Origin of the sequence: Halomonas chromatireducens (assembly GCF_001545155.1) — a bacterium.
Taxonomy (GTDB): domain Bacteria; phylum Pseudomonadota; class Gammaproteobacteria; order Pseudomonadales; family Halomonadaceae; genus Halomonas; species Halomonas chromatireducens.
Genome location: NZ_CP014226.1, coordinates 2,039,557 through 2,058,581 on the forward strand (window position 1 = coordinate 2,039,557; position 19,025 = coordinate 2,058,581).

General features: G+C 63.8%; 17 protein-coding genes. 5 read left to right on the plus strand and 12 right to left on the minus strand.

Annotated features, from left to right (window positions below; translation table 11 throughout):
• The first annotated feature begins 22 nt into the window (after positions 1 to 22).
• Both LOKO_RS09460 and LOKO_RS09465 read left to right on the plus strand, forming a co-directional pair.
• Positions 23 to 1,081 (plus strand): GGDEF domain-containing protein, encoded by a 1,059-nt coding sequence (locus LOKO_RS09460; RefSeq protein WP_083517527.1) that lies wholly within the window; start codon positions 23 to 25, stop codon positions 1,079 to 1,081.
• Between the two features lie 166 nt (positions 1,082 to 1,247).
• The gene (locus LOKO_RS09465; protein ID WP_066448191.1) at positions 1,248 to 1,994 is read left to right on the plus strand and encodes a dienelactone hydrolase family protein; all 747 of its coding nucleotides are present in this window, start codon (positions 1,248 to 1,250) and stop codon (positions 1,992 to 1,994) included.
• Positions 1,995 to 2,285: 291 nt separating this feature from the next.
• Here the strand turns inward: LOKO_RS09465 and LOKO_RS09470 are convergent, their stop codons facing one another.
• On the minus strand, positions 2,286 to 4,100 hold the full coding sequence (locus LOKO_RS09470; RefSeq protein ID WP_066448194.1) for a sensor domain-containing diguanylate cyclase: 1,815 nt from the start codon (positions 4,098 to 4,100) through the stop codon (positions 2,286 to 2,288).
• 392 nt (positions 4,101 to 4,492) lie between these two features.
• Entirely contained in the window at positions 4,493 to 5,017 is a 525-nt protein-coding gene (locus LOKO_RS09475) for a DUF6622 family protein (RefSeq protein ID WP_066448197.1), read from the minus strand.
• Between the two features lie 285 nt (positions 5,018 to 5,302).
• Here LOKO_RS09475 and LOKO_RS09480 point away from each other — a divergent pair, with 285 nt between their 5' ends.
• Complete coding sequence (locus LOKO_RS09480) at positions 5,303 to 5,788, plus strand: phosphate-starvation-inducible PsiE family protein (protein ID WP_066448200.1); 486 nt, start codon at positions 5,303 to 5,305, stop codon at positions 5,786 to 5,788.
• A gap of 196 nt (positions 5,789 to 5,984) precedes the next feature.
• On the opposite strand, the gene LOKO_RS09485 is transcribed toward LOKO_RS09480, so the two are convergent.
• Complete coding sequence (locus LOKO_RS09485; RefSeq protein ID WP_066448202.1) at positions 5,985 to 6,377, minus strand: alpha/beta hydrolase; 393 nt, start codon at positions 6,375 to 6,377, stop codon at positions 5,985 to 5,987.
• Positions 6,378 to 7,503: 1,126 nt separating this feature from the next.
• Between LOKO_RS09485 and LOKO_RS09500 the strand changes: the two genes are divergently transcribed.
• Positions 7,504 to 7,719 (plus strand): DUF3820 family protein, encoded by a 216-nt coding sequence (locus tag LOKO_RS09500; protein WP_066448211.1) that lies wholly within the window; start codon positions 7,504 to 7,506, stop codon positions 7,717 to 7,719.
• Between the two features lie 27 nt (positions 7,720 to 7,746).
• On the opposite strand, the gene LOKO_RS09505 is transcribed toward LOKO_RS09500, so the two are convergent.
• A complete protein-coding gene (locus tag LOKO_RS09505; RefSeq protein WP_066448214.1) occupies positions 7,747 to 8,382 on the minus strand; it encodes a cell division protein ZipA C-terminal FtsZ-binding domain-containing protein in 636 nt (211 codons plus the stop codon).
• Between the two features lie 431 nt (positions 8,383 to 8,813).
• Here LOKO_RS09505 and LOKO_RS09510 point away from each other — a divergent pair, with 431 nt between their 5' ends.
• Positions 8,814 to 10,229, plus strand: coding sequence for a PhoH family protein (locus tag LOKO_RS09510; protein ID WP_066448217.1), 1,416 nt, complete (start codon positions 8,814 to 8,816; stop codon positions 10,227 to 10,229).
• A gap of 35 nt (positions 10,230 to 10,264) precedes the next feature.
• Here the strand turns inward: LOKO_RS09510 and LOKO_RS09515 are convergent, their stop codons facing one another.
• From LOKO_RS09515 to LOKO_RS09550, 8 genes are all read right to left on the minus strand, one after another.
• Positions 10,265 to 12,073 (minus strand): complex I subunit 5 family protein, encoded by a 1,809-nt coding sequence (locus LOKO_RS09515; RefSeq protein WP_066448225.1) that lies wholly within the window; start codon positions 12,071 to 12,073, stop codon positions 10,265 to 10,267.
• Positions 12,070 to 13,575 carry a complex I subunit 5 family protein gene (locus LOKO_RS09520; RefSeq protein WP_066448227.1) on the minus strand — a complete coding sequence of 502 codons (1,506 nt, stop codon included), beginning with the start codon at positions 13,573 to 13,575 and terminating at the stop codon, positions 12,070 to 12,072. The genes LOKO_RS09515 and LOKO_RS09520 overlap by 4 nt, the downstream gene beginning before the upstream one ends.
• A complete protein-coding gene (locus LOKO_RS09525; protein WP_201025306.1) occupies positions 13,572 to 15,065 on the minus strand; it encodes a complex I subunit 5 family protein in 1,494 nt (497 codons plus the stop codon). Before LOKO_RS09525 ends, LOKO_RS09520 begins: the two co-directional genes overlap by 4 nt.
• Positions 15,062 to 15,733: an NADH-quinone oxidoreductase subunit K gene (locus tag LOKO_RS19870; RefSeq protein ID WP_201025307.1), complete on the minus strand. Its 672-nt coding sequence runs from the start codon at positions 15,731 to 15,733 to the stop codon at positions 15,062 to 15,064. The genes LOKO_RS09525 and LOKO_RS19870 overlap by 4 nt, the downstream gene beginning before the upstream one ends.
• A 15-nt stretch (positions 15,734 to 15,748) precedes the next feature.
• Complete coding sequence (locus LOKO_RS09535) at positions 15,749 to 15,973, minus strand: hypothetical protein (protein ID WP_066448228.1); 225 nt, start codon at positions 15,971 to 15,973, stop codon at positions 15,749 to 15,751.
• Between the two features lie 119 nt (positions 15,974 to 16,092).
• A complete protein-coding gene (gene trpB, locus LOKO_RS09540; protein ID WP_066448229.1) occupies positions 16,093 to 17,295 on the minus strand; it encodes a tryptophan synthase subunit beta in 1,203 nt (400 codons plus the stop codon).
• A gap of 87 nt (positions 17,296 to 17,382) precedes the next feature.
• Positions 17,383 to 18,312: a prenyltransferase gene (locus LOKO_RS09545; protein WP_066448231.1), complete on the minus strand. Its 930-nt coding sequence runs from the start codon at positions 18,310 to 18,312 to the stop codon at positions 17,383 to 17,385.
• Between the two features lie 31 nt (positions 18,313 to 18,343).
• Positions 18,344 to 19,012, minus strand: a complete 669-nt coding sequence (locus tag LOKO_RS09550) for an alpha/beta hydrolase (RefSeq protein WP_066448234.1) — start codon at positions 19,010 to 19,012, stop codon at positions 18,344 to 18,346.
• Positions 19,013 to 19,025: the final 13 nt, after the last annotated feature.

Below are 19,025 nucleotides of genomic sequence, written 5' to 3' on the forward strand. Positions count from 1 at the left end.
CCACTTAGACAAGGGCCCGTGCATGCATCCTTACCAAGCGAATCAAGACCATCGCCGGGCGGTGCTGCAGGCAATGTTACTGGTCACCATCGCCAGCTCCCTTGTCTTTGCGGCCCTCAACTTCCCCGACAGCATGATTCTGGTCGCCTGGATCCAGGTAGCCCTTGCCGCCTTCGCCGCTGCCCTGCTGGTCGTGGTTCGTCGCACCCAACGAGTACAGGCATGGTGTCTGCGCTTCATGCTGGTGTTGCTGTCAGCGACCATCCTGCTGCTCAGCCGCCCGGAAATTTCGGCGTACGCCTTCATCTGGCTGCTGGTCATCCCGCTGATCAGCCATCTCCTGCTCGGTTCCCGGCTGGGTCTGCTGCTCTCGGTGGGCTATATGTCGGTTGGCGGGGCCATCTATTTGTACCGCTTTGGCGGCAGCCCCGAACTCGTTCGGGTGGAGGTACTGGCCAACGCTGTCATCGCCGCTCTAACCACCCTGGGTATGTCGCACTTTTACGAACGGACCCGCGAACGATCCGAGCTGAAGTTGACGCGCCTGGCGGCAATCGACCCGCTTACCGGGCTGGCCAATCGCATGCGTCTCAACGATGTCTTCCTGTGGGAGCAGGCACAAGCGCGGCGCAAGGGGACTCCGCTTTCGCTGCTGATGCTGGACCTGGATCTCTTCAAGCGGATCAACGACGAGCACGGTCATGAGGCCGGCGACGCAGTGTTGGTCGCCTTCGCCCGTATGCTGCGCGAGCGCCTGCGAGAGACGGACCTCATCTCACGCTGTGGCGGCGAGGAGTTCCTGGTGCTGCTGAACAACACCGATGGCAAAGGCGCTATTGCCGTTGCCGAGGCGTTGAGGCAGAGCCTGGAGCAATTGGCCATCGCGTACCGGGACAAGACCCTGAAGCTCACCGTCAGCATCGGCGTCGCCGAATACGGGCCAGACGGGATGGACCTGGATACGCTCAGCCGAGTCGCCGATGAAAGGCTTTACCAGGCCAAGGCGAATGGTCGTAACTGTGTCTGCGGCAGCCCGGCAATGGGGGCCGCAGTTGAGCCGGCGACGGCTGTCGTCGAATAGCCGGGTAGCCGGGCCGTATCCGCACAAAAGGGCCAAGCCTTGGTCCGCCCGGCTTGGCTGGCATGGGCATTTCACGAGCTGAAGCTATCCTGATTGGCATTGGTTTCTATCAATACGCAGATTCGACCCTGACAACAGCCGTTTGCCAACAACCCGGAGCCCGTTCATGTCACGTGCTATCGACATTCCTGCCGCCGACGGCACCATCGACGCCCTTCTCTTTACGCCCGCTGACGCCAATCACCCCCTTCCGGCCGTGGTGCTGTTCACCGATATCGGCGGCCTGCGCCCCTGCTATCACGAGAAGGCCCAGCAGGTGGCGGACAACGGCTACGCCGTGCTGATGCCCAACGTCTACTACCGCAATGCGCGCGGCCCCGTGGTGCCGGAAGGCAAGTCCTTCCGTGACCCGGACGTGCGCCCCACGCTGTTCGGGTATGCCGGCGAGCTCACCGCCGGAGCGCAAGCACGCGACTTTGCCGCCCTGCTGGACTGCATCGACAGCGAGAGTGAATTCGAGGAGGGAAAGATAGGCGTAATTGGCTACTGCATGACCGGCGCCTTCGCCCTGCGCATGGCCGCCAAACACCCCGACCGCGTTGCCGCCGCGGCGGGCTTCCACTCGGCCAACCTGGCAGTCGCCGGCGACTCGAGCAGCATCGTGCATGGGATCGACACCATCAAGGGGCGCGTTTATCTAGGCCACGCCGACAAAGACGACCTGCTGCCCCCCGACCAGATCGCCCGCATGGACGAGGCGCTGGCCATGGCCGGCGTGCATTTCACCACCGAGCTCTACAAAGGCGCTGCCCACGGCTTCACCGCCAAGGACGCCCCCTCCTTTGACGCCGCCGCCGATGCCCTGCATCACAAGCGGATTGCCATGCTCCTGGAGGAGACGCTGCAAAGATAGCGCTGTCGAATCACAAGCGGCCCCATAAAAGGGACCGCGATAGTGGGAAAGCGAAACCGTCTTTGATTATCTAGCGGTGGCTTCGCCAGCCATGACGCGCCACCGCATAAGAGAAAGAACGCTGTTGGAGGCAGCTTTAGCTCGCGACCGCGGTGTTGCCTAGCCTTACCGATGAAGATCAACAGTAGCGCTGCCACAAAAGTAAAAATCAACTGCTTTAGCTTCTACCAGGTAGTGACCTATAGCCATCTCCGGCATAGGGGTTGGGCCAAACAGAATCGCAAGGGTTCTTCAGCGCTCCCCGGGGGAAGATTCGCTGCTGGAAGAATACAGGCGATACAGGCTACGCCCTTCGCTCTTGGCTTGATACATCGCCTTGTCTGCTCTTCCAAGCACGTCAGAGTGGGTCATTTCATGCTCATCGAGCATCGCGATCCCTATGCTCACGGAAACGTTCAGGCTGATTCCCGCCAGCGAAACGGGATGTTCCAGGGCACGCAGGAACCGAGTGGCAACCGTGACGGCTTCTTCTGCATGCTCGATCCCCTCCAGCAGGATAGCGAATTCGTCGCCGGAGAGGCGAGCAGCCAAGCCGGGCGGCCTGACGCTCTGTTTCAGGCGCTCGGCTATTTCCCGCAGCACCATGTCTCCCATGATGTGCCCATGCTCATCATTGATCGCCTTGAAGCTGTCGACATCGAGGAACATGATGGCAAACCCGCTCCTCTCCCCGCCGGCCTCATGCCGTTTGGGTAACTGCTCCAGTCGCTCAAGCAGGTGCGCCCGATTGGGCAGGCCCGTCAGGTGGTCGTGCATCACCTCATGCTTGAGTTGCTGCTCCACGGTCTTGCGGGTGGCGATCTCTTTTTCCAGCTCCCAGGTACGTTCCCGCACTCTGAGTTCCAGGGTGGCCTTGGCCTCGCGCAGAGAGGCCAGGGCACGCTTGCGTTCGAGACTGCTGGCGATCTGGCTGGAAACGAACCGCAAGAGCTCCGAATCCTTCGGCTGAAAGAGGGTGTCATCGCGATAGCTCTGCACGGCCATGACTCCCAGTACCCGCCCTTCACAGCGTAACGGCACGCCGAGCCAGGAGTGGGGGCGCCTTCCCTTGATGGTAATGCTGCCCTCGGCCTCGAGAGCTGCGATCTGGCGTTTGTCGAGCAGCACATCCGCGCCGAGGCGCAAGACATGTTCGGTCAATCCATCACGAAGGCGCCGCTTCGGGCTCGGTGGATCATAGTCGTTGGCATAGTAGGCGAAGTCGATCGCCTCGCCATCGTCAACCAACAGTGCGATGAAGAAATTGTCGGCATAGAGCAAGCTGCCCAACTGGTAGTGGATCGTGCGGTAGAAGTCCTTCTCCCGGCCGGTGTCGCCCGCTTGCTCCGCGATATGATAGAGCGCCCGCTGGATCAGCTCGTTACGCTTGCGCTCAGCGATCTCCTGAAGCAGCTTGGCGTTGGCGTCGGCCAGCTCCCTGGTGCGCAGCGCCACTGCCCGTTCGAGGTTCTCCCGATATTCTCGCCGCTGCAGCGTCGTCAGAATATGGCTGGCCACAAAGCTCAGAAGCGCCTGGTCCTCAGGCCCGTATACTTCGGCCTCTTCATAGTGCTGAACGACGAGAATCCCATGCACCTGACTCCCTTCGAGCATGGGAACGCCCAGCCAATCCTTCGGTGCCACCCCCAGCGGCCGGAACTCCCCCGGCAATTCGGCACCGATCTTGTCGAGGGTTCCGCGAAGCGGCTTGCCCAGGCGAATCGTGTACCAGGTGAGGCTGTACTCGATTTCATCCAGCGGGATCGGCGCCTCCATTCCGGCCGCCGTCACATCGGAGAATGGCGTCGCGACATCGGCAAAATAGAGGAATCGAACGTGCTGTGAGTCCTGGTCATAGCGGGCAATGAAGAAATTATCCGCATACATCAGCTCGGAGATGATGCCGTGCAGCCGGCTGAGCATCACGCTCATCTCCAGCTGTGCTCCAGAGAGCTCAGAGATGGCATAAAGTGCCCGCTGAACCCGTTCTGCCTTTTCGAGTTCACTCACCTTGTCGAGTAGCGCCTGGTAGGCGGAACTCGGCACCACGCCATCGCCAAATGTCATGCGCTGCCCCTGTTCGCTGCCTTATGCTGCTATATTGGCATCATCCCACCGTTCTTGATACGTGGTTCTCAGGGAACGGGGAACCCGACACACCCTGCTGCGAACAGAGGTGGCCAGCCAGTGCCGGGGCGCTTCAGCGCAAAGGCTACTGCTGCTTCCACTGATACATGATGAAATCGCTCGGTCCATCCGTGTAGCGGTCGTAGAAGGCCCCCGCCAGCCTGCTTGTGAGCCGCGTGGTAACGAAAGAACATGCCGCCTGTCATGAGTGTACTAGCTGCCTAGTCTGGGGCCACTTGATTCCCGCAGCATGCAGCTGGTGAAAATCGGCGATCTAAAGAGCATCTTTCCCGTAAATGTTCATCTCCCGTTGGCGGGTAAAAAAGAAGAACTTATTGGAGCTGCTGTTGTTCAGGCCCATCGATATCGGCAAGCTGCGTACTGCGCCAGATAACGACGGCTCGGCCCAGGAACATGCCGCCAAACAAGCCGTAAACCAGGCTGACAGAAGCGGCAAAGGTGGCCGTATCGGCCATGGGCAGTTGCATCCCAACGATGACGCCCACGGTGAACTTGGCACAGAAGATAGCCAGCATGAGGATAAGCGGCTGCCAGCTTCCCGGCACCAGAAAACTCTGCTGCTGCGGGGAGAATCGCACGCCTCTTGGGATGGCGAGCTTGATATGCAGCAATACGGCGAGGCCGATGCCAAACGCCCAGAGTGCCAAGTTGATTGGATCGTCGCCGAACGCATGGATGAGACCGTAACATCCAAGGAAGAGAAAAATCGCCGGGATGATGCCCAGCCGGGAGAGGCCGACGGTACGAGCCTTGCTCTGCTGGACTCCCCTATAAAGCAGAAACAGCAGCAACGGCCATACCCATAGGGGCGTGTTTCTGATTATCTCGATCAGCATGGTCGATTCCCTCCGACTTGTATTGCCTCAGCATAGGCAAGAGTAAGACAAGCGCCCCAGTCAGTGCTCACTCACGCAGCAGACCCGCTGGAATGCCCCTTCCCATTCATCGGGGGTAATTTCGCGTACGCCATCCAGCAATCGCTGGCGACCTTTTCCCCAGCCCCCGGTAGTCGACTTGCTACAAATTGGGCATGGTCTTGGAAACGTGCTCGGCAACTTTAGTTTACCCTTCACGATCCAACGGGATGGCAACAAGGCCTGACGAACCCGAAGGGTGGTCCAATGGAAGAGTCTCGTGTAGAAGACACCAAGCGCTTGCTGAAGCATCGCCTTTACCATGATGAACTGCCGGAGGAGCACGAAGATCCTCTGATCAGGCACCTGCATCGCATCATACGCCTTGCCGTCAAGGTGCTGTCCATCCTGATGGTACTGGTCATTATCTGGGGTGTGATCGACGTGGTCTACATGCTTTACACCCGGCTTATGACGCCCCCCTTCATGCTGTTTGAGGTGAGCGATATCTTCGCCATCTTTAGTGCCTTCATGGTGGTACTCATCGCCATCGAGATATTCATCAACATTCGCCTTTATCTGGGCACCAACATGTTGCCGATCCAGTTGGTCATCGCAACCGCGCTCATGGCAATCGCCCGTAAGGTGATCATCATGGACACCGACTACGTAACTGCGATGGAAATCATGGCGATCGCGGCCGTCGTCCTTGCGCTCGGCATCACCCACTGGCTGGTAACGCGCAGACCGTAGGGGCTTATTTGGCTGCCTGAACAGAATGACAAGTAACGCTGTCAATTCCAGGCCCCATGGCCTCACTTTCGCTCTAGCTCACTTGGCCGGCATCCAAGCGAGAACAGTTCAAGGCTTGCCAAGACTGTCTCGCCGGGATGCCGGCGTATGTGGAAAAAACCTCTGCCAGGCAACTACAGAGGCCTGGTGGAGACCGCTATTGTGCCGGCTCGATCACCCAGGGCTCCAGATCCACCTCGTTCCTGCAGCTGTCGTCGACCGGTGCGTCTGGGTCGTCGAGAAAGGCATTGATCATGGTGGAGCGACATTCGTTGACGGGATTGTGCCCCAGTCCTTGAAACTCGACGTACTGCAGGTTGGGCATGGTCTTGCGAACATGCTCGCTCCAGCGTGTGCCGCAGCAGGGGTCCATCTGGCCATGGATGGCCAGGGCCGGGGTATCCGATACCGGCGGATCGTTGTGCTCAGCGGGCACGGCTCCGTCTTCACCCCACCAGCCGCACACCCACGGGGGCTCGAAGCCCAGAATGGCCGGCTCGGTCTGCACCGCGGCGATCGAGTCTTCGCGCGTGGGCCGATTCGTGCCCATGTCGTTGCACACATGAGCCAGGAAGTAGCCCAGCGCATGGGGGCGTCAAACGGCGATATGGGGCCCGTCCTCCGCCAGGAGGGGAGAACCCAAGGCGCCTGGCGGCGCCAGTCGCGACGCAGAGCGGCGCTCCAACAGCTGTTTTTACTTGCCATTGCAGACATTTACCATCTTGTTGGAGGAAGCTTCAGCTCACCACTGGAGGCCGAAGGACTCCCGGCGGTGTTGCCGATGTACACGACCACCACTTACGTGGGCAGCCTCCGCCAAGGCGCCTGACGGCGCCAGTCGCGATGGGAACCAGCGCTCCTACAGCTGCTTTTTCACCGACGGTGCCACACCGCTGTCGGAGCAGCTTTAGCTCGCGACTGGAGGCCGGAGGACTCCCAGCGGTGTTGCCGATGTACACGACCACCACTTACGTGGGCAGCCTCCGCCGGGGCGCCTGACGGCGCCAGTCGCGATGGGAACCAGCGCTCCTACAGCTGCTTTTTCACCGACAGTGCCACACCGTGCTGTAGGAGGAATCTTTAGTTCCGGTCCGACGCATCGGCGACTGGAGGCCGAAGGACTCCCGGCGGTGTTAGCGATGTACACGACCACCACTTACGTGGGCAGCCTCCGCCAAGGCGCCTGGCGGCGCCAGTCGCGACGCGGAGCGGCGCTCCAACAGCTGTTTTTACTTGCCATTGCAGACATTTACCATCTTGTTGGAGGAAGCTTCAGCTCACGACTGGAGGCCGGAGGGCTCCCGGCGGTGTTGTCTGCGATGGCAATAATCACGGGCCTTGGCAGCCTTCGCCAAGGCGCCTGGCGGCGCCAGTCGCGAAGCAGAGCGGCGCTCCAACAGCTGTTTTTTCTTGCCATCGCAGACATTTACCATCTTGTTGGAGGAAGCTTCAGCTCACGACTGGAGGCCGGAGGGCTCCCGGCGGTGTTGCCGAGGTACAAGACTACCACTTACGTGGGCAGCCTCCGCCGGGGCGCCTGACGGCGCCAGTCGCGATGGGGACCAGCGCTCCAACAGCGGTATTTTCCGTCAAGGAGACAGCTGGCGAGTGGCGACGCGACGTCGTAGAGTGGCGCCACACTATCCTGGCTAGCAACGGCAAAGGAGCGATAAGGCGTGAACCCCGAAGATCTGGAAACGCTGGTGACACTCAGGATGCCGTTCGGCAGGTACGGGGGCTGGCTGATCGCCGACCTGCCCGGCTCCTACCTTAACTGGTTTGCACGAGAGGGCTTCCCGCCCGGCGAAATCGGCCGGCTGCTGCACCTGATGCATGAGATCGACCATAACGGCCTCAGCGATCTGCTTGATCCGCTGCGCCGGAAGGCCTGAGCGGGCGGACTGGACTGAAAGTCGGTTTCAAATGACCTGCTTCCGTAGCTGTTCGAACTCCTCTTTGCTGACTTCGTTGCGATCGGCGTCGAGAATATGTCCACCGATGGCGACGATGGACTGGGTGATGCGAATCAGCGTTTCCGGGTTGCGTGCTACGCTGCGCTTGTTGATGAAGTGGATGAGGATCGAAACGCCCGGAACGATCGGCTGGTCATCACCCTCATGAATGGGCGGCAATGTGCCGGGGGGCGAGGAGTTGGCGATGGTGAGCTTGTAGCCGGCCTGGGGGTCGCGGAGCACATAGACGCCGAGCTTCTCATCGTAGTGAGCATTCACCTCCCGGAACAACTTGGCCAGCCGACGGTTGGTATCCAGCCCCGGCCAGTCGAGCACCACGAAGAGGCACTGCTTGATATCGGTGCCCGATACCGTCTGGAAGCGATGGGTGGAGGGCTGTGGTGGCTCCGCGGGCTCAGCGACCGCTTTCCGAGCAGGGGCTTCTGGCTCGGCGGGCACGGCTGGCTCGGCCGGTTGCACAGTTTGGGCAGCCGGCGGGGTGGCGCTGCGCCTGGCGCGGCCGGAAAAGTACATCACCATGCAGATCATTGCCAGCAACAGCGCCCCGCCGGCCAATAGCAGAACCACGAAAGCCGGTTCCATTCCGTTCCCCTTGTTGTTATGCCTTGTTGTGTCTTGTTTCCAATCGCTGGGACGATACCTGCCTCATACAGCACAATCAATGTGGGGAAGGCGAGCACGGGCTTGCGGAAAGCGCGATGTCCAGCGGGGTCCATTCGGTTCAACGGACATTCAATAATATGCCGATACACTTTGCCAGGCCATGGGGGCTATCAACGCAACGGCATACGTCAGTCGCGCCGATCCGGGCAGTACGACGCTGATCGTTGAAGCCTGCCTATGGCAGGCTGGAGATGAAAAAGCCATTCTAGAGTCAAACGTCAGGAAGACGGTGGAAGAGGAGGAACCAGCCTTTCGAAGTGACACTGGCCAGTAAGGGTGCCGGACTGTCAGTAGATGGAAAGGCAAGCGGGCCAGTGTCTGAGGTGCCCTCTACTCAGGAGCGTTGCCCGATGGTCCGACTCGACAAGAAAGCCAAGCGGCTCTATGTGCTGGACACCAATGTCCTGATCCACGACCCCGCTGCCCTGTATCAGTTCGAGGAACACGAGGTGGTCATCCCCATGACCGTGCTCGAGGAGCTCGACAAGCACAAGAACGGCCTGCGCGAGATCGCTCGCACCGCCCGCCAGGTCAGTCGCACCCTCTCCGACCTGACCAACCAGGTCTCATTCGACGAAATCCAGCAAGGCATTCCCATTCCCCGCGCCGGTGGCACCCCGATGGGTCGGCTGCGGTTTCTCTGCTACCCCGAACTGAAGTCCCTCGAGCACCTGGAAGAGAGCCCCGACAACCGGCTGCTGGCGGAGACCTGCCGGCTGCGTGACGAACGTCCCGATGCCTCGGTCATCCTGGTTTCAAAGGATATCAACCTCCGGGTCAAGGCCGCCGCCCTGCGGGTACCGGTCGAGGACTACCTGACCGACCGCGTCTTCAGCGACAGCGATGCCATGCTCGAAGGCGTCCGCATCTATCCCGACTCGGAAGCCGGCGACAACGGCCCCTGGGGCCAGCTCGAGGTGGACGTCACCGTCGAGCGGGTCGACCATCACACCTTCTACCACCTGGAAGGACGCATGCCCGCCGACTGGCACCTGGGCATGCTGGTATCCGACAGCGAGAATGGCGCCAGCTTCGAGGCTATCGTTCGCGAACTGGGCCCCAACCACGCCCGGCTGCAGTTGCTCACCAACTATCGCCACAAGGCGGGTGTCTGGGGGGTCCATGCCCACGACAGCCGCCAGAACTTCGCCCTCAACCTGCTGATGGACGATGACATCGACCTGGTGACCATCGCCGGCAGCGCCGGCACCGGCAAGACCTTCATGACCCTGGCCGCGGCGTTCCAGCAGACCCTGGACGCCAAGCGCTTCGAGCGCATCGTCTTCACCCGGGCACCGATCACGATGAGCGAGGACATCGGCTTCCTGCCCGGCACCGAGGAGGAGAAGATGTCACCCTGGATGGGGGCCTTCCATGACAACATGGACAACCTGCTGCGCGACGAGCATGACGGCAGCACCAGCTGGAGCCAGGATGCCACCCGAACGCTGATCGGCTCCCGGGTGCAGATTCGCGCCCCAGGCTTCATGCGCGGCCGCACCCTCAACGATACCTTCCTGATCATCGACGAAGCGCAGAACTTCACTCCCAAACAGCTCAAGGCCCTGGTGACCCGCGCCGGGCGCAACACCAAGATCGTCTGCCTGGGCAACGTCGGTCAGATCGACACGCCCTACCTCACTGCCAATACCTGCGGCATGGCGGCGGTGGTCCAGCGCTTCAGCAACTGGGCACATGCCAGCCATGTGACCCTGAGAAGCGTGGAGCGCTCACGCCTGGCACTCGCCGGCGAAGAGCTGCTCTGACACCATGACCCTCTGGCTGGAGCGGGCATACCGCCCTACTCCAGCCAGAACCCCAGCAACAGCAGCACCGCCACCCCGATCATCAGCGGCACGGCCAACTGCCGAAAGCGCCGCTCGTAGCGTGTCAGGCCGTCGATCCAAGCCATCGCCCTTTTTTCCTGCGCCACCAGCCGGGCTCGCAGGCGTGAGCCACGTGTTTCGAGGCCATCGCCGAACGCCTTCAGGCCGACGCCGAAGCGTCTCGTCAGGGCAGCATAGAGCCACCAGAGATCCCCCGGCATCAGCCGCCAGACGACGCGCCGTCGCCGGGTGATATCCGCAAGCCCGTAGAAACCCAGGCCCGCCAGCGCCAGGCCTGCGCCCGCCGGCCACAGCAGGCCCGGCAGCTCGTCGGGCGGTGGCCACGGGGCGTCGACCACGCCTCCGGCAACGGGTAGCCAGAGCGGCAAACTGGTGGCGGCCACGATAGCGAACAGCCAGGCCAAGGGCATGGCTCCGAGCAAGGGTATGGCATGGAGACCCCGCTCGCGCCACTGCCGCCATAGCGCCCGTGCCATCAGTAGCGTGGTGCCCACGGCAGCGAGGCTCAGCCAGGTGAGCAGGGCGCCATGACCTCCCTCGTACAGCACGCTCTTGAACGCCCACTTGCTGGCCAGGCCGGAAGCCAGCGCGCCTGTCAGCGAGAGCGCCGGCAGCGCCAGCAGCGGCCACAGCAGCCAGGTCGGCAGCCTCGGCGGGTGTTCGCTGATGCCGATGCCCAGGAACAGCGCCCCCTTGGTCATGCCGTGGTGAGCGGCGAACAGCACTACCGCCACCGACAGCGCCGGCCATAGCGCCGGGTCGGTCAGGCCGATGCCCACCAGGGCGGTGAGCATGCCCATCTGGCTGACGCTGGAGTAGGCCAGCACCGCCTTGGGATGGCGCTGAGTGATGCCGAACAGGGCCGCGCCCAGTGCCCCCGCCACGCCCAGCACCGTCACCAGGCGCCCCAGGGGCTCGAGCCCGGCAGCCGGGTCACCCAGCGGCAGTACGCTGAGCCAGCCCACCAGGCCCGCCTTGATCATCACCCCGCTGAGTATCGCACTGGCCGGCGTCGGGGCCACCGGATGGGCCAGCGGCAGCCAGACATGAAGCCCCACTACCCCGGCCTTGACGCCGAACCCCAGCCACAGCATGGCCGCCATCCAGGGACCCTGTTCGGCGACCGCGATGCTCTCACGCAGGCCGGTAAGGGTCAGCGTTTCCGCACTGCCCGCCGCCCAGAGCAAACCGCCGAGGATCAGCGCCTCGCCGAACAGGGCCATGATCAGATAGGCCCGCCCCCCAAGGTGGGCGTCGCGGTTATCGGCGTGGACCACCAGGCCATAGGCGGCGAAGGTCATCACCGCGAAGCCCAGGTAGAAGCTGGGAATGTCCTCGGCCAGCAACAGCAGCAGATTGCCGGCAAGGGTCAGCGGCCAGAGCATGGCCAGGCCCGTCAGGCGGCGAAAGGTGTCGCCATCTCCCGCTTCGCCGGCCTGCTGCTCGGCAATCAGGTACCCCCGGGCATAGACCCCGGCCAGCCCCCATAGCAGGGCACTGAACAGCAGCCAGGGCCGACGCGCCTCATCGAGCTGCCACACGCCGCCAAGCAGCCACCCCTCCAGCAGCAGGGTCGCCTCACCCGGCCATAGCGCCAGCACCAGGGCCGGCAGCGGTGCCGAGGCCCACCAGGCATCCAGCAGCTTCGGCCGGGGGCCCGGTCGCCACAGCGCATCCTGCTCCATCACCAGCCGCAGCGGGCTTCGCAGCATCAGCACCAGGGGCCAGAGAACGGCCAGTATCAGCAGCAGCGTCGCGGTCATGGCAGGTACTCCTCCGTGGCCACGAGCGTTGCCAGGTCCAGCGGGCTGAAGGGCAGCCCGGCCAGCAGACCCGCCAGCAGACTGAACAGCGCCGTAGCCAGGGACGGCCACAGCAGCCAACCGCTGGTCTCGAAGCGCCCCAGGCAGCGCTCTTCGGGCCACTGCCCCTTGCCGTGTGCTGGCCCGGCACGAAACCATAGCCGGTGCAGGATCGGCAGGAAGTAGGCGGCATTGAGCAGGCTGCTGGCCACCAGCACGCCGATGACCCAGGGCATGCCGGCCTGCACGGCGCCCAGGCCCAGATACCACTTGCTGATGAAGCCGGCCACTGGCGGCAGGCCGATCATCCCCAGCGCGCCGACGGTGAAGGCCAGGCTGGTCAACGGCATGCGCCGTCCCGCCCCGTCGAGTTCGTCAATCCGGTGAATGCCCAGTTCCTCGGCGTAGTTCCCGGCGCAGTAGAACAGCGTCACCTTCATCAGGCCCTGGTGCATCAGATGGGCCAGCCCGGCAATGGTGCCGAAGGGGCCGAACAGGCTGATGCCAAGCACGATGTAGGAGACCTGGCTGATGGTGGAGTAGGCCAGACGCGGCTTCAGTTCCTGCTGCGCCAAGGCACGGATCGAGCCGTAGAGAATGGTGAAGACAGACAGCACTGTCAGCACAGTGAGCAGCCCAAGCTCGAAGGTCAGCTGGATGCCGTAGACGTCGTACACCAGGCGCACGATGCCGAAGGCGCCCGCCTTGACCACCGCCACCGCATGCAGCAAGGCGCTGACCGGTGCCGGTGCCACCATGGCCCGCGGCAGCCAGCCGTGCAGCGGCACCAGGGCGGCCTTGACCCCCAGCCCCAGCAGCATTACCAGGAACAGCCCGATAAGCAGCGGATGATACGACGGGGCCAGGTCGCGCAGCATCTCGCGCTCACCGAAGGTGACGTCCCCCACCAGTGCATGCATGCCCACGACCCCAAGCAGCAGCACCAGGCCCCCGGTCAGTGTGTAGCGCAGATAGACGGTGCCGGCAGCCAGCCCCGCCGGATGCCCCCGATGCACCACCAGCGGGTAGGTGGAGAGCGTCAGCAGCTCATAGAACAGCAGGAAGGTGAATAGATTACCGGCCAGGGAGATGCCAATGGTGCTGGCCACACAGAGGCTGAAGAAGGCGAAGAAGCGCTTGCGATTGGGGGAGTCCTCCAGGTAGCCGATGGCGTAGACCGTCGTGGCCAACCACAGCAGCGACGATAGACCGGCAAACATCATCCCCAACGCATCGACCCTGAGCAGGAACTCGACCCCTGGCACCACGGTGAAGCCGAACGCAAACTCTCGTCCCTGATAGAGCCCCACCACCATCAGCCCCACCAGCAGCAGCTTGAGCAGTGCCGCCGAGAGGTTGAGCGCCGCCCGTGCCCGCCAGGCCCGTTCCGGCAGCAGCAGGATCAGCGGCGCCACCAGCAGAGAGGTGGCAAGGGTGATCAGCGGCAGCCATGCCTGGCTCATGGCCCACCTCCCGTAATCTCCAGCAGCGCCAGGGGCCACGTCGCCGCCAGGCCCAGCACTAGCGAGGCAACGGCCAGGATCAGGGCGATCAGGTCCATTCTCAGGGGAACCGGCCGGTAGTCCTCCAGCTCCACATCCTCGACGAAGGAGTAGCGGAACACGCGGAACACATAGGCGGCGCTGAGCAGGGTGCCCACCGCCAGCACCAGGAGCCAGGGCCACTGCCCCGCCGCCAGTGCCGCATGGAGCAACAGCCACTTGGCGGTGAAGCCGGCGCTGGGCGGCAGGCCCACCAGGCTGATGGCGGCGATCCCGAAGCTCAGCAACGCCAGCGGGAAGCGCCGGCTGGCACCGGCCAGGCCCGACACCCGCGACTCGCCGGTGGCCAGCATCAGGTTGCCGACGGCCAGGAACATGGCGGCCTTGGCCAGGCTGTGGGCCAGCAGCTGCAGCCAGACGCCGTCCCAGGCGATGCTGGCCACCGCCGGGGCCGTGCCGATAAGCAGCGGGAAGGCGATCAGCAGGTAGCCCAGCTGCGACACCGTGGACCAGGCCACCACGTCCTTGAGCTTGTCGACCCGCCAGGCCAGCAGGCCGCCCCACACCACGGCCGCCGCCCCCATGCCACCCACCACCCAGGCCGCCACAGCTGCCTGGGGTGCGAATACCAGCCACAGCTGCAGTGCGATGAAGAACGAGGCCTTGATCACCAGGGCGGCATGCAGTGCGCTGACCGGCGTCCAGGCCGAGCCATGCACCGGCGCCAGCCAGGCATGCAGGGGAAAGGCCGCCGCCTTCAACAGCAGCCCGGCGCTCAGCAGCGCCATGGCCACCCACAGCACCGGACCCGCCTCGACCGTCTCGGCCAGCCCCGCCAGGTCCAGGCGCCCCCAGGCCCCCAGCAGCAGCGCCACGCCCAGCAGGAAGGCGAGCGAACCGATCAGGGCGAGCAGCAGATAGCGCATGCCCGCCGCCAGCGCATCCTCCCGCCCTGGCAGCAGCATGAGGCCCACCGCGCTCAGCCCCATCAGCTCCAGGCCGATGTAGAGCGTGAACAGGTCGGCGGCCAGCCAGATCAGCGACAAGCTAGCCGCCAGCAGCCCCATCAGCGGCCAGAGCCAGGCCGGCCCCCTGCCCTGGGCCTGCACCGCAACACGCAGATAGGCCGGGGCATAGGCGGCGCTTGCCAGCACCAGCAGCTGGGTGAGCAGCAGCAACAGCAGCGTCAGGCCATTGGCACGCCAATGCAGCATCAGGCCGCCGAGCTCAAGCACCCAGGCCTGGGTGCCCTGGGACACGACCAGCGGCGTCAGGGTCAAGAGCGGCAGCAGGGCCAGCAGCGACGCCAGAACCGCAGGCCAGCTGCGCTTGGGCCGACAGGCAGCGCCGAGCACACCCAGCAGCAATGGCAGAACGACGACCAGCAGCGCCATCACGCTGCTACCCGTCGTGGGTAGCTGGGTCGTCACCAGGCCCAGGCGTTCGATCATGACGCCTGCCCGCCGCTGGCCGAAGCCGGCTCCCGGCTCGGCACCAGGGCACCCAGGCGACGAACCAGCAGCGCGCCCAGCGCCGTGCCGAGCAAGGCCACGACCAGGCCGGTAAACACCAGCCCCTGGCCCGCGGCGGGCGCCGTCTCGCCCACCAGGGACATCAACAGCAGGAAGATACCGGTACCGGTGACATTGAATGCCAGCAGCCGACGCAGGAGATGGGTATGCAGGGCGAAGGCCCATAGCCCCAGGCCGATCAGCACCAGCCCGCTCCAGCGCGCCAACAGGCTGCCATCGCTGGCCGGCAAGCTGCCCAGGGCGGTCGCGAGCATGCCAAGGATGGCTAGAACGGGTAACAGGTGGAAGAGCCCCCGCCGCCAGATCAGCGGGACAGGGTCCCTGGCATGGGCCAGCCGAGCCGTCGGCGTTCTCCCGGCGAGGCCAACGCCAAGGGCGTGGAACAGGAAGCCGCCCGTCAAGGCGGCTCCCAACAGGGTTTCCAGCAGCGCCAGCCAGAGGAAACCCAGCTTCCACCAGGCCAGCGCCACGGCGAGGGCAAACAGCACGAACAGCGAACAGGCGCGAACCAGATGGCGATCGAGAAGGACAAAGGCCGCCAGCAATACAGGCAGCGTTACCAACAGCACATCGTCAAGTGGGGGCATAGGCAGCGCGACGCCTTATTTATCGTTACGGTTGACGACCTTCTCGATCAAGGCTTCGCTTTCGCTGCTTGAGCCCTCCTTGAGCATTTTAGCGGCTTCTTCATAGGAACAGAGATGGTGGTTGCAGGAAGCACAGACCACCTTGTCGTCGGGATTATGAGCTCCCGACACGCGGTAGAGGTGGCTGCCGCAATTGGGGCAGGCCTCGGGCAGGCGTAAGTCCTCGGAAAGATCGGGCATCGTCACAGTCTCCTTGTGATTGATTGCAAAGGCGTCAAAGCCAAGGTTTCAATAAAGAAACCTTGGGGTTTATCCTGCCTGACTCAACCCCAAAGGGCCAATTCCTACCCGGCTATCGCTTACAGACCCAGTTTTTCCGCAACGTAGTCGGCGTCCTTGTCACCCCGGCCGGAGAGGTTGATCAGGATATGTTCACCCTTGGGCAGCGTGGGGGCTACCCGCATCGCCCAGGCCACCGCATGGGCACTCTCCAGCGCCGGGATGATCCCCTCCACGCGCGACAGTGTCAGGAAGGCTTCCAGGCACTCATCGTCACTGGCCGTCTCGTAGTCGACCCGACCCAGCTCCTTCAGGTGGCTGTGCTGCGGACCGACGCCAGGATAGTCGAGGCCGGATGCAATGGAGTGAACCGGCATCGGGTTGCCCGCCTCGTCCTCCAGCACGTAGCAGGCCATGCCGTGGATCTCGCCGGGCTTGCCCAGGGTCAGGGTGGCGGAGTGGCGCTGGGTGTCGAGTCCCTCGCCGGCGGGCTCAACACCCACCAGATGCACCGACTCGTCTTCGAGAAAGGCGGGGAACATGCCGATGGCGTTGGAGCCGCCGCCGACACAGGCGGTGACGTGGTCGGGAAGGCGGCCGTGGCGCGCCAGGAACTGCTCGCGCGCCTCGCGGCCGATTACCGACTGGAAGTCACGGACCATCTTGGGAAACGGGTGCGGCCCCACCACCGAGCCGATGGCATAGATATAGTTCTGGGGATCCTTGAGGTACTCCTCGAAGGCGCTGTCGACGGCATCCTTCAGCGTCGCGGTGCCGCGGGTCACCGGCACCAGCTTGCAGCCCAGGATCTTCATCTTGGTGACGTTGGGGTGCTCCTTCTCGATATCCACCTGCCCCATGTGAATCTCGCAGGGGATCCCCACCAGGGCGCATGCCGTGGCCAGGGCCACGCCATGCTGGCCGGCACCGGTCTCGGCGATCACCTTGGTCTTGCCCATGAACTTGGCCAGCAGGGCCTCGCCCAGGCAGTGATTGATCTTGTGAGCGCCGGTATGGTTGAGGTCTTCGCGCTTGAGGTGGATCTGCGCCCCACCGAGCTTCTCGGAGAGCCGACGGGCATGGAAGATCGGGCTGGGCCGGCCGACATAGTCAGAGAAGAGCTCGGCAAGCTCCTGCTGAAAATCCTCGCGCACGCGGATCTCTTCATAGGCGGCATCGATCTCGTCCATGACCCGCTTCAGTTCGGGCGGAATGAGCTGGCCGCCGAAACGGCCGAAGTAGCCCTGGGAGTCGGGAAGATTGGCAAAGGGGGAAGTGCTCATGGCGTAATCCTGACGGCATCCGAAGTATCCGCTCATCTTGCCCAGCCCGGCCATGGCTGTCGAGGCAGACCTTGGATGAAACGGGCCTCAGGCGGCCAGCAATAGTCCCGCATTGAGCAGGATCAAGCTTCCCAGCAATACCCCGACCTTGAGGCCCATCAACGGAAGCAGCGGCTCAAGCACGCCCCGCTCCACATCGGCCGGCAGACACCAGAGCCCACGGGCCAACCAGACGGCAGCTGGAATGACCAGCCACATCAGCCAGGCCCCGGCGGGCAGCGCACCGGTGAGCCAGGCCAGCGGAATGACGGCGAAGGCGGCAAGCACCAAGGCCGCCGAGAGCCGGGCCGCACGAAGGGCCCCTAGTCGGATGGCCAGGTGATCGCGTCCCACGCGCCGGTCGGGCTCGATATCGGGAAGCTGGTTGACCAGCAGCAGCGCGCTGACGAGCAGCGTCGGAACCAGCGAGGCCGTCAGCACCGTAAGCGAAAGCGTTCCGGTGAGCGCCTGGTAGGCGCCCGCCACCATCAGGATGCCGAAGCCTGCTCCCGGCGCCATCAGGCAGAGCCAGGGCCGCCGGGTCAGCCAGCCGGTATAGGCGACGACCAGCAGCAGGCCCAGCAGCCCGTAGGGCAGCATCACCGCTCCCACCTCCCACAGGAAGCCTGCACCGATCGCCACTAAGCCGGCCAGGCAGGCCCAGGCGGCCACCCGCACGGCACCGGCGGCCGCGGGATTCTCCGGCAGCGAGCCGCTTCCCCCCGAAAACGGCGTCCGGGTGGTGAGACTGTCCAGCCCGCTACGGTAATCATGATGTTCGTTGAACAGATTGACAGCGGCATGGGCCAGGAGCGCCGCGATCATGACCAGCAGGATATCGAGCCCCGCCGGCGAATGGCCGTCGAACCAGGCTGCGGTAACCGCCAGGCCGGCGCACAGGGGAGCCAGCACCAGGAAGTTGGGTCGACTGCTGCGCAGGCAGGCGTGCAGGGACGCCCCTGGTGCAACCCGTTTCATGTGATTTCCGCCCTGGGTCTGCGCGCCGACCCTAACGGGCCAGCCGCTGGCTCAGCCACTTGCCGATATCGCCGATCTGCTGGGGGCAGACCGCATGGGCCATGGGATAGCTGCGATAGTTCGCCGGGTGGCCCAGCGACAGCAGCTTCTCGTAGCCCGCCTTGCCCAGCTGCTCGGGTACCACCGGATCGAAGGAGCCGTGGTGTACTTCCGCCGGCAGGTCACGGTTGGCCTCGGCCAGGGGGACGCTGTCGGCGGTGGCGAAATAGGTGGAGAGCGCCAGCAGGCCGCCCAATGGCTCGGGGAACGAGAGCGCCGCGTGATAGGCCACCGCGCCCCCTTGGGAGAAGCCGGCCAGAATGATCCGCCGGCTGTCGATGCCGTGGCCGATCTGCTCCCTGATCAATTCCTGGATGCGCTCGGCGGAGGCCACCAGCTGCTTCTCGTCGACGCGGCGATCGAGACTCATCTCCAGGATGTCGTACCAGGCCGGCATGACCATGCCGCCATTGATGGTTACCGGGAGGCGCGGCGCATGGGGCAGGATGAAGCGAACGTTGGCATCGGCCGGCAGCGGCAACGCCGGGACCAGCGGTTCGAAGTCGTGGCCGTCGGCGCCCAGGCCGTGAAGGATGAAGACGCAGGCATCGGCGGGCTTGCCGCTCTTCGGCTCGATGATCAGTTCATCGTGGCTACTCATGAGCTTGGTTCCA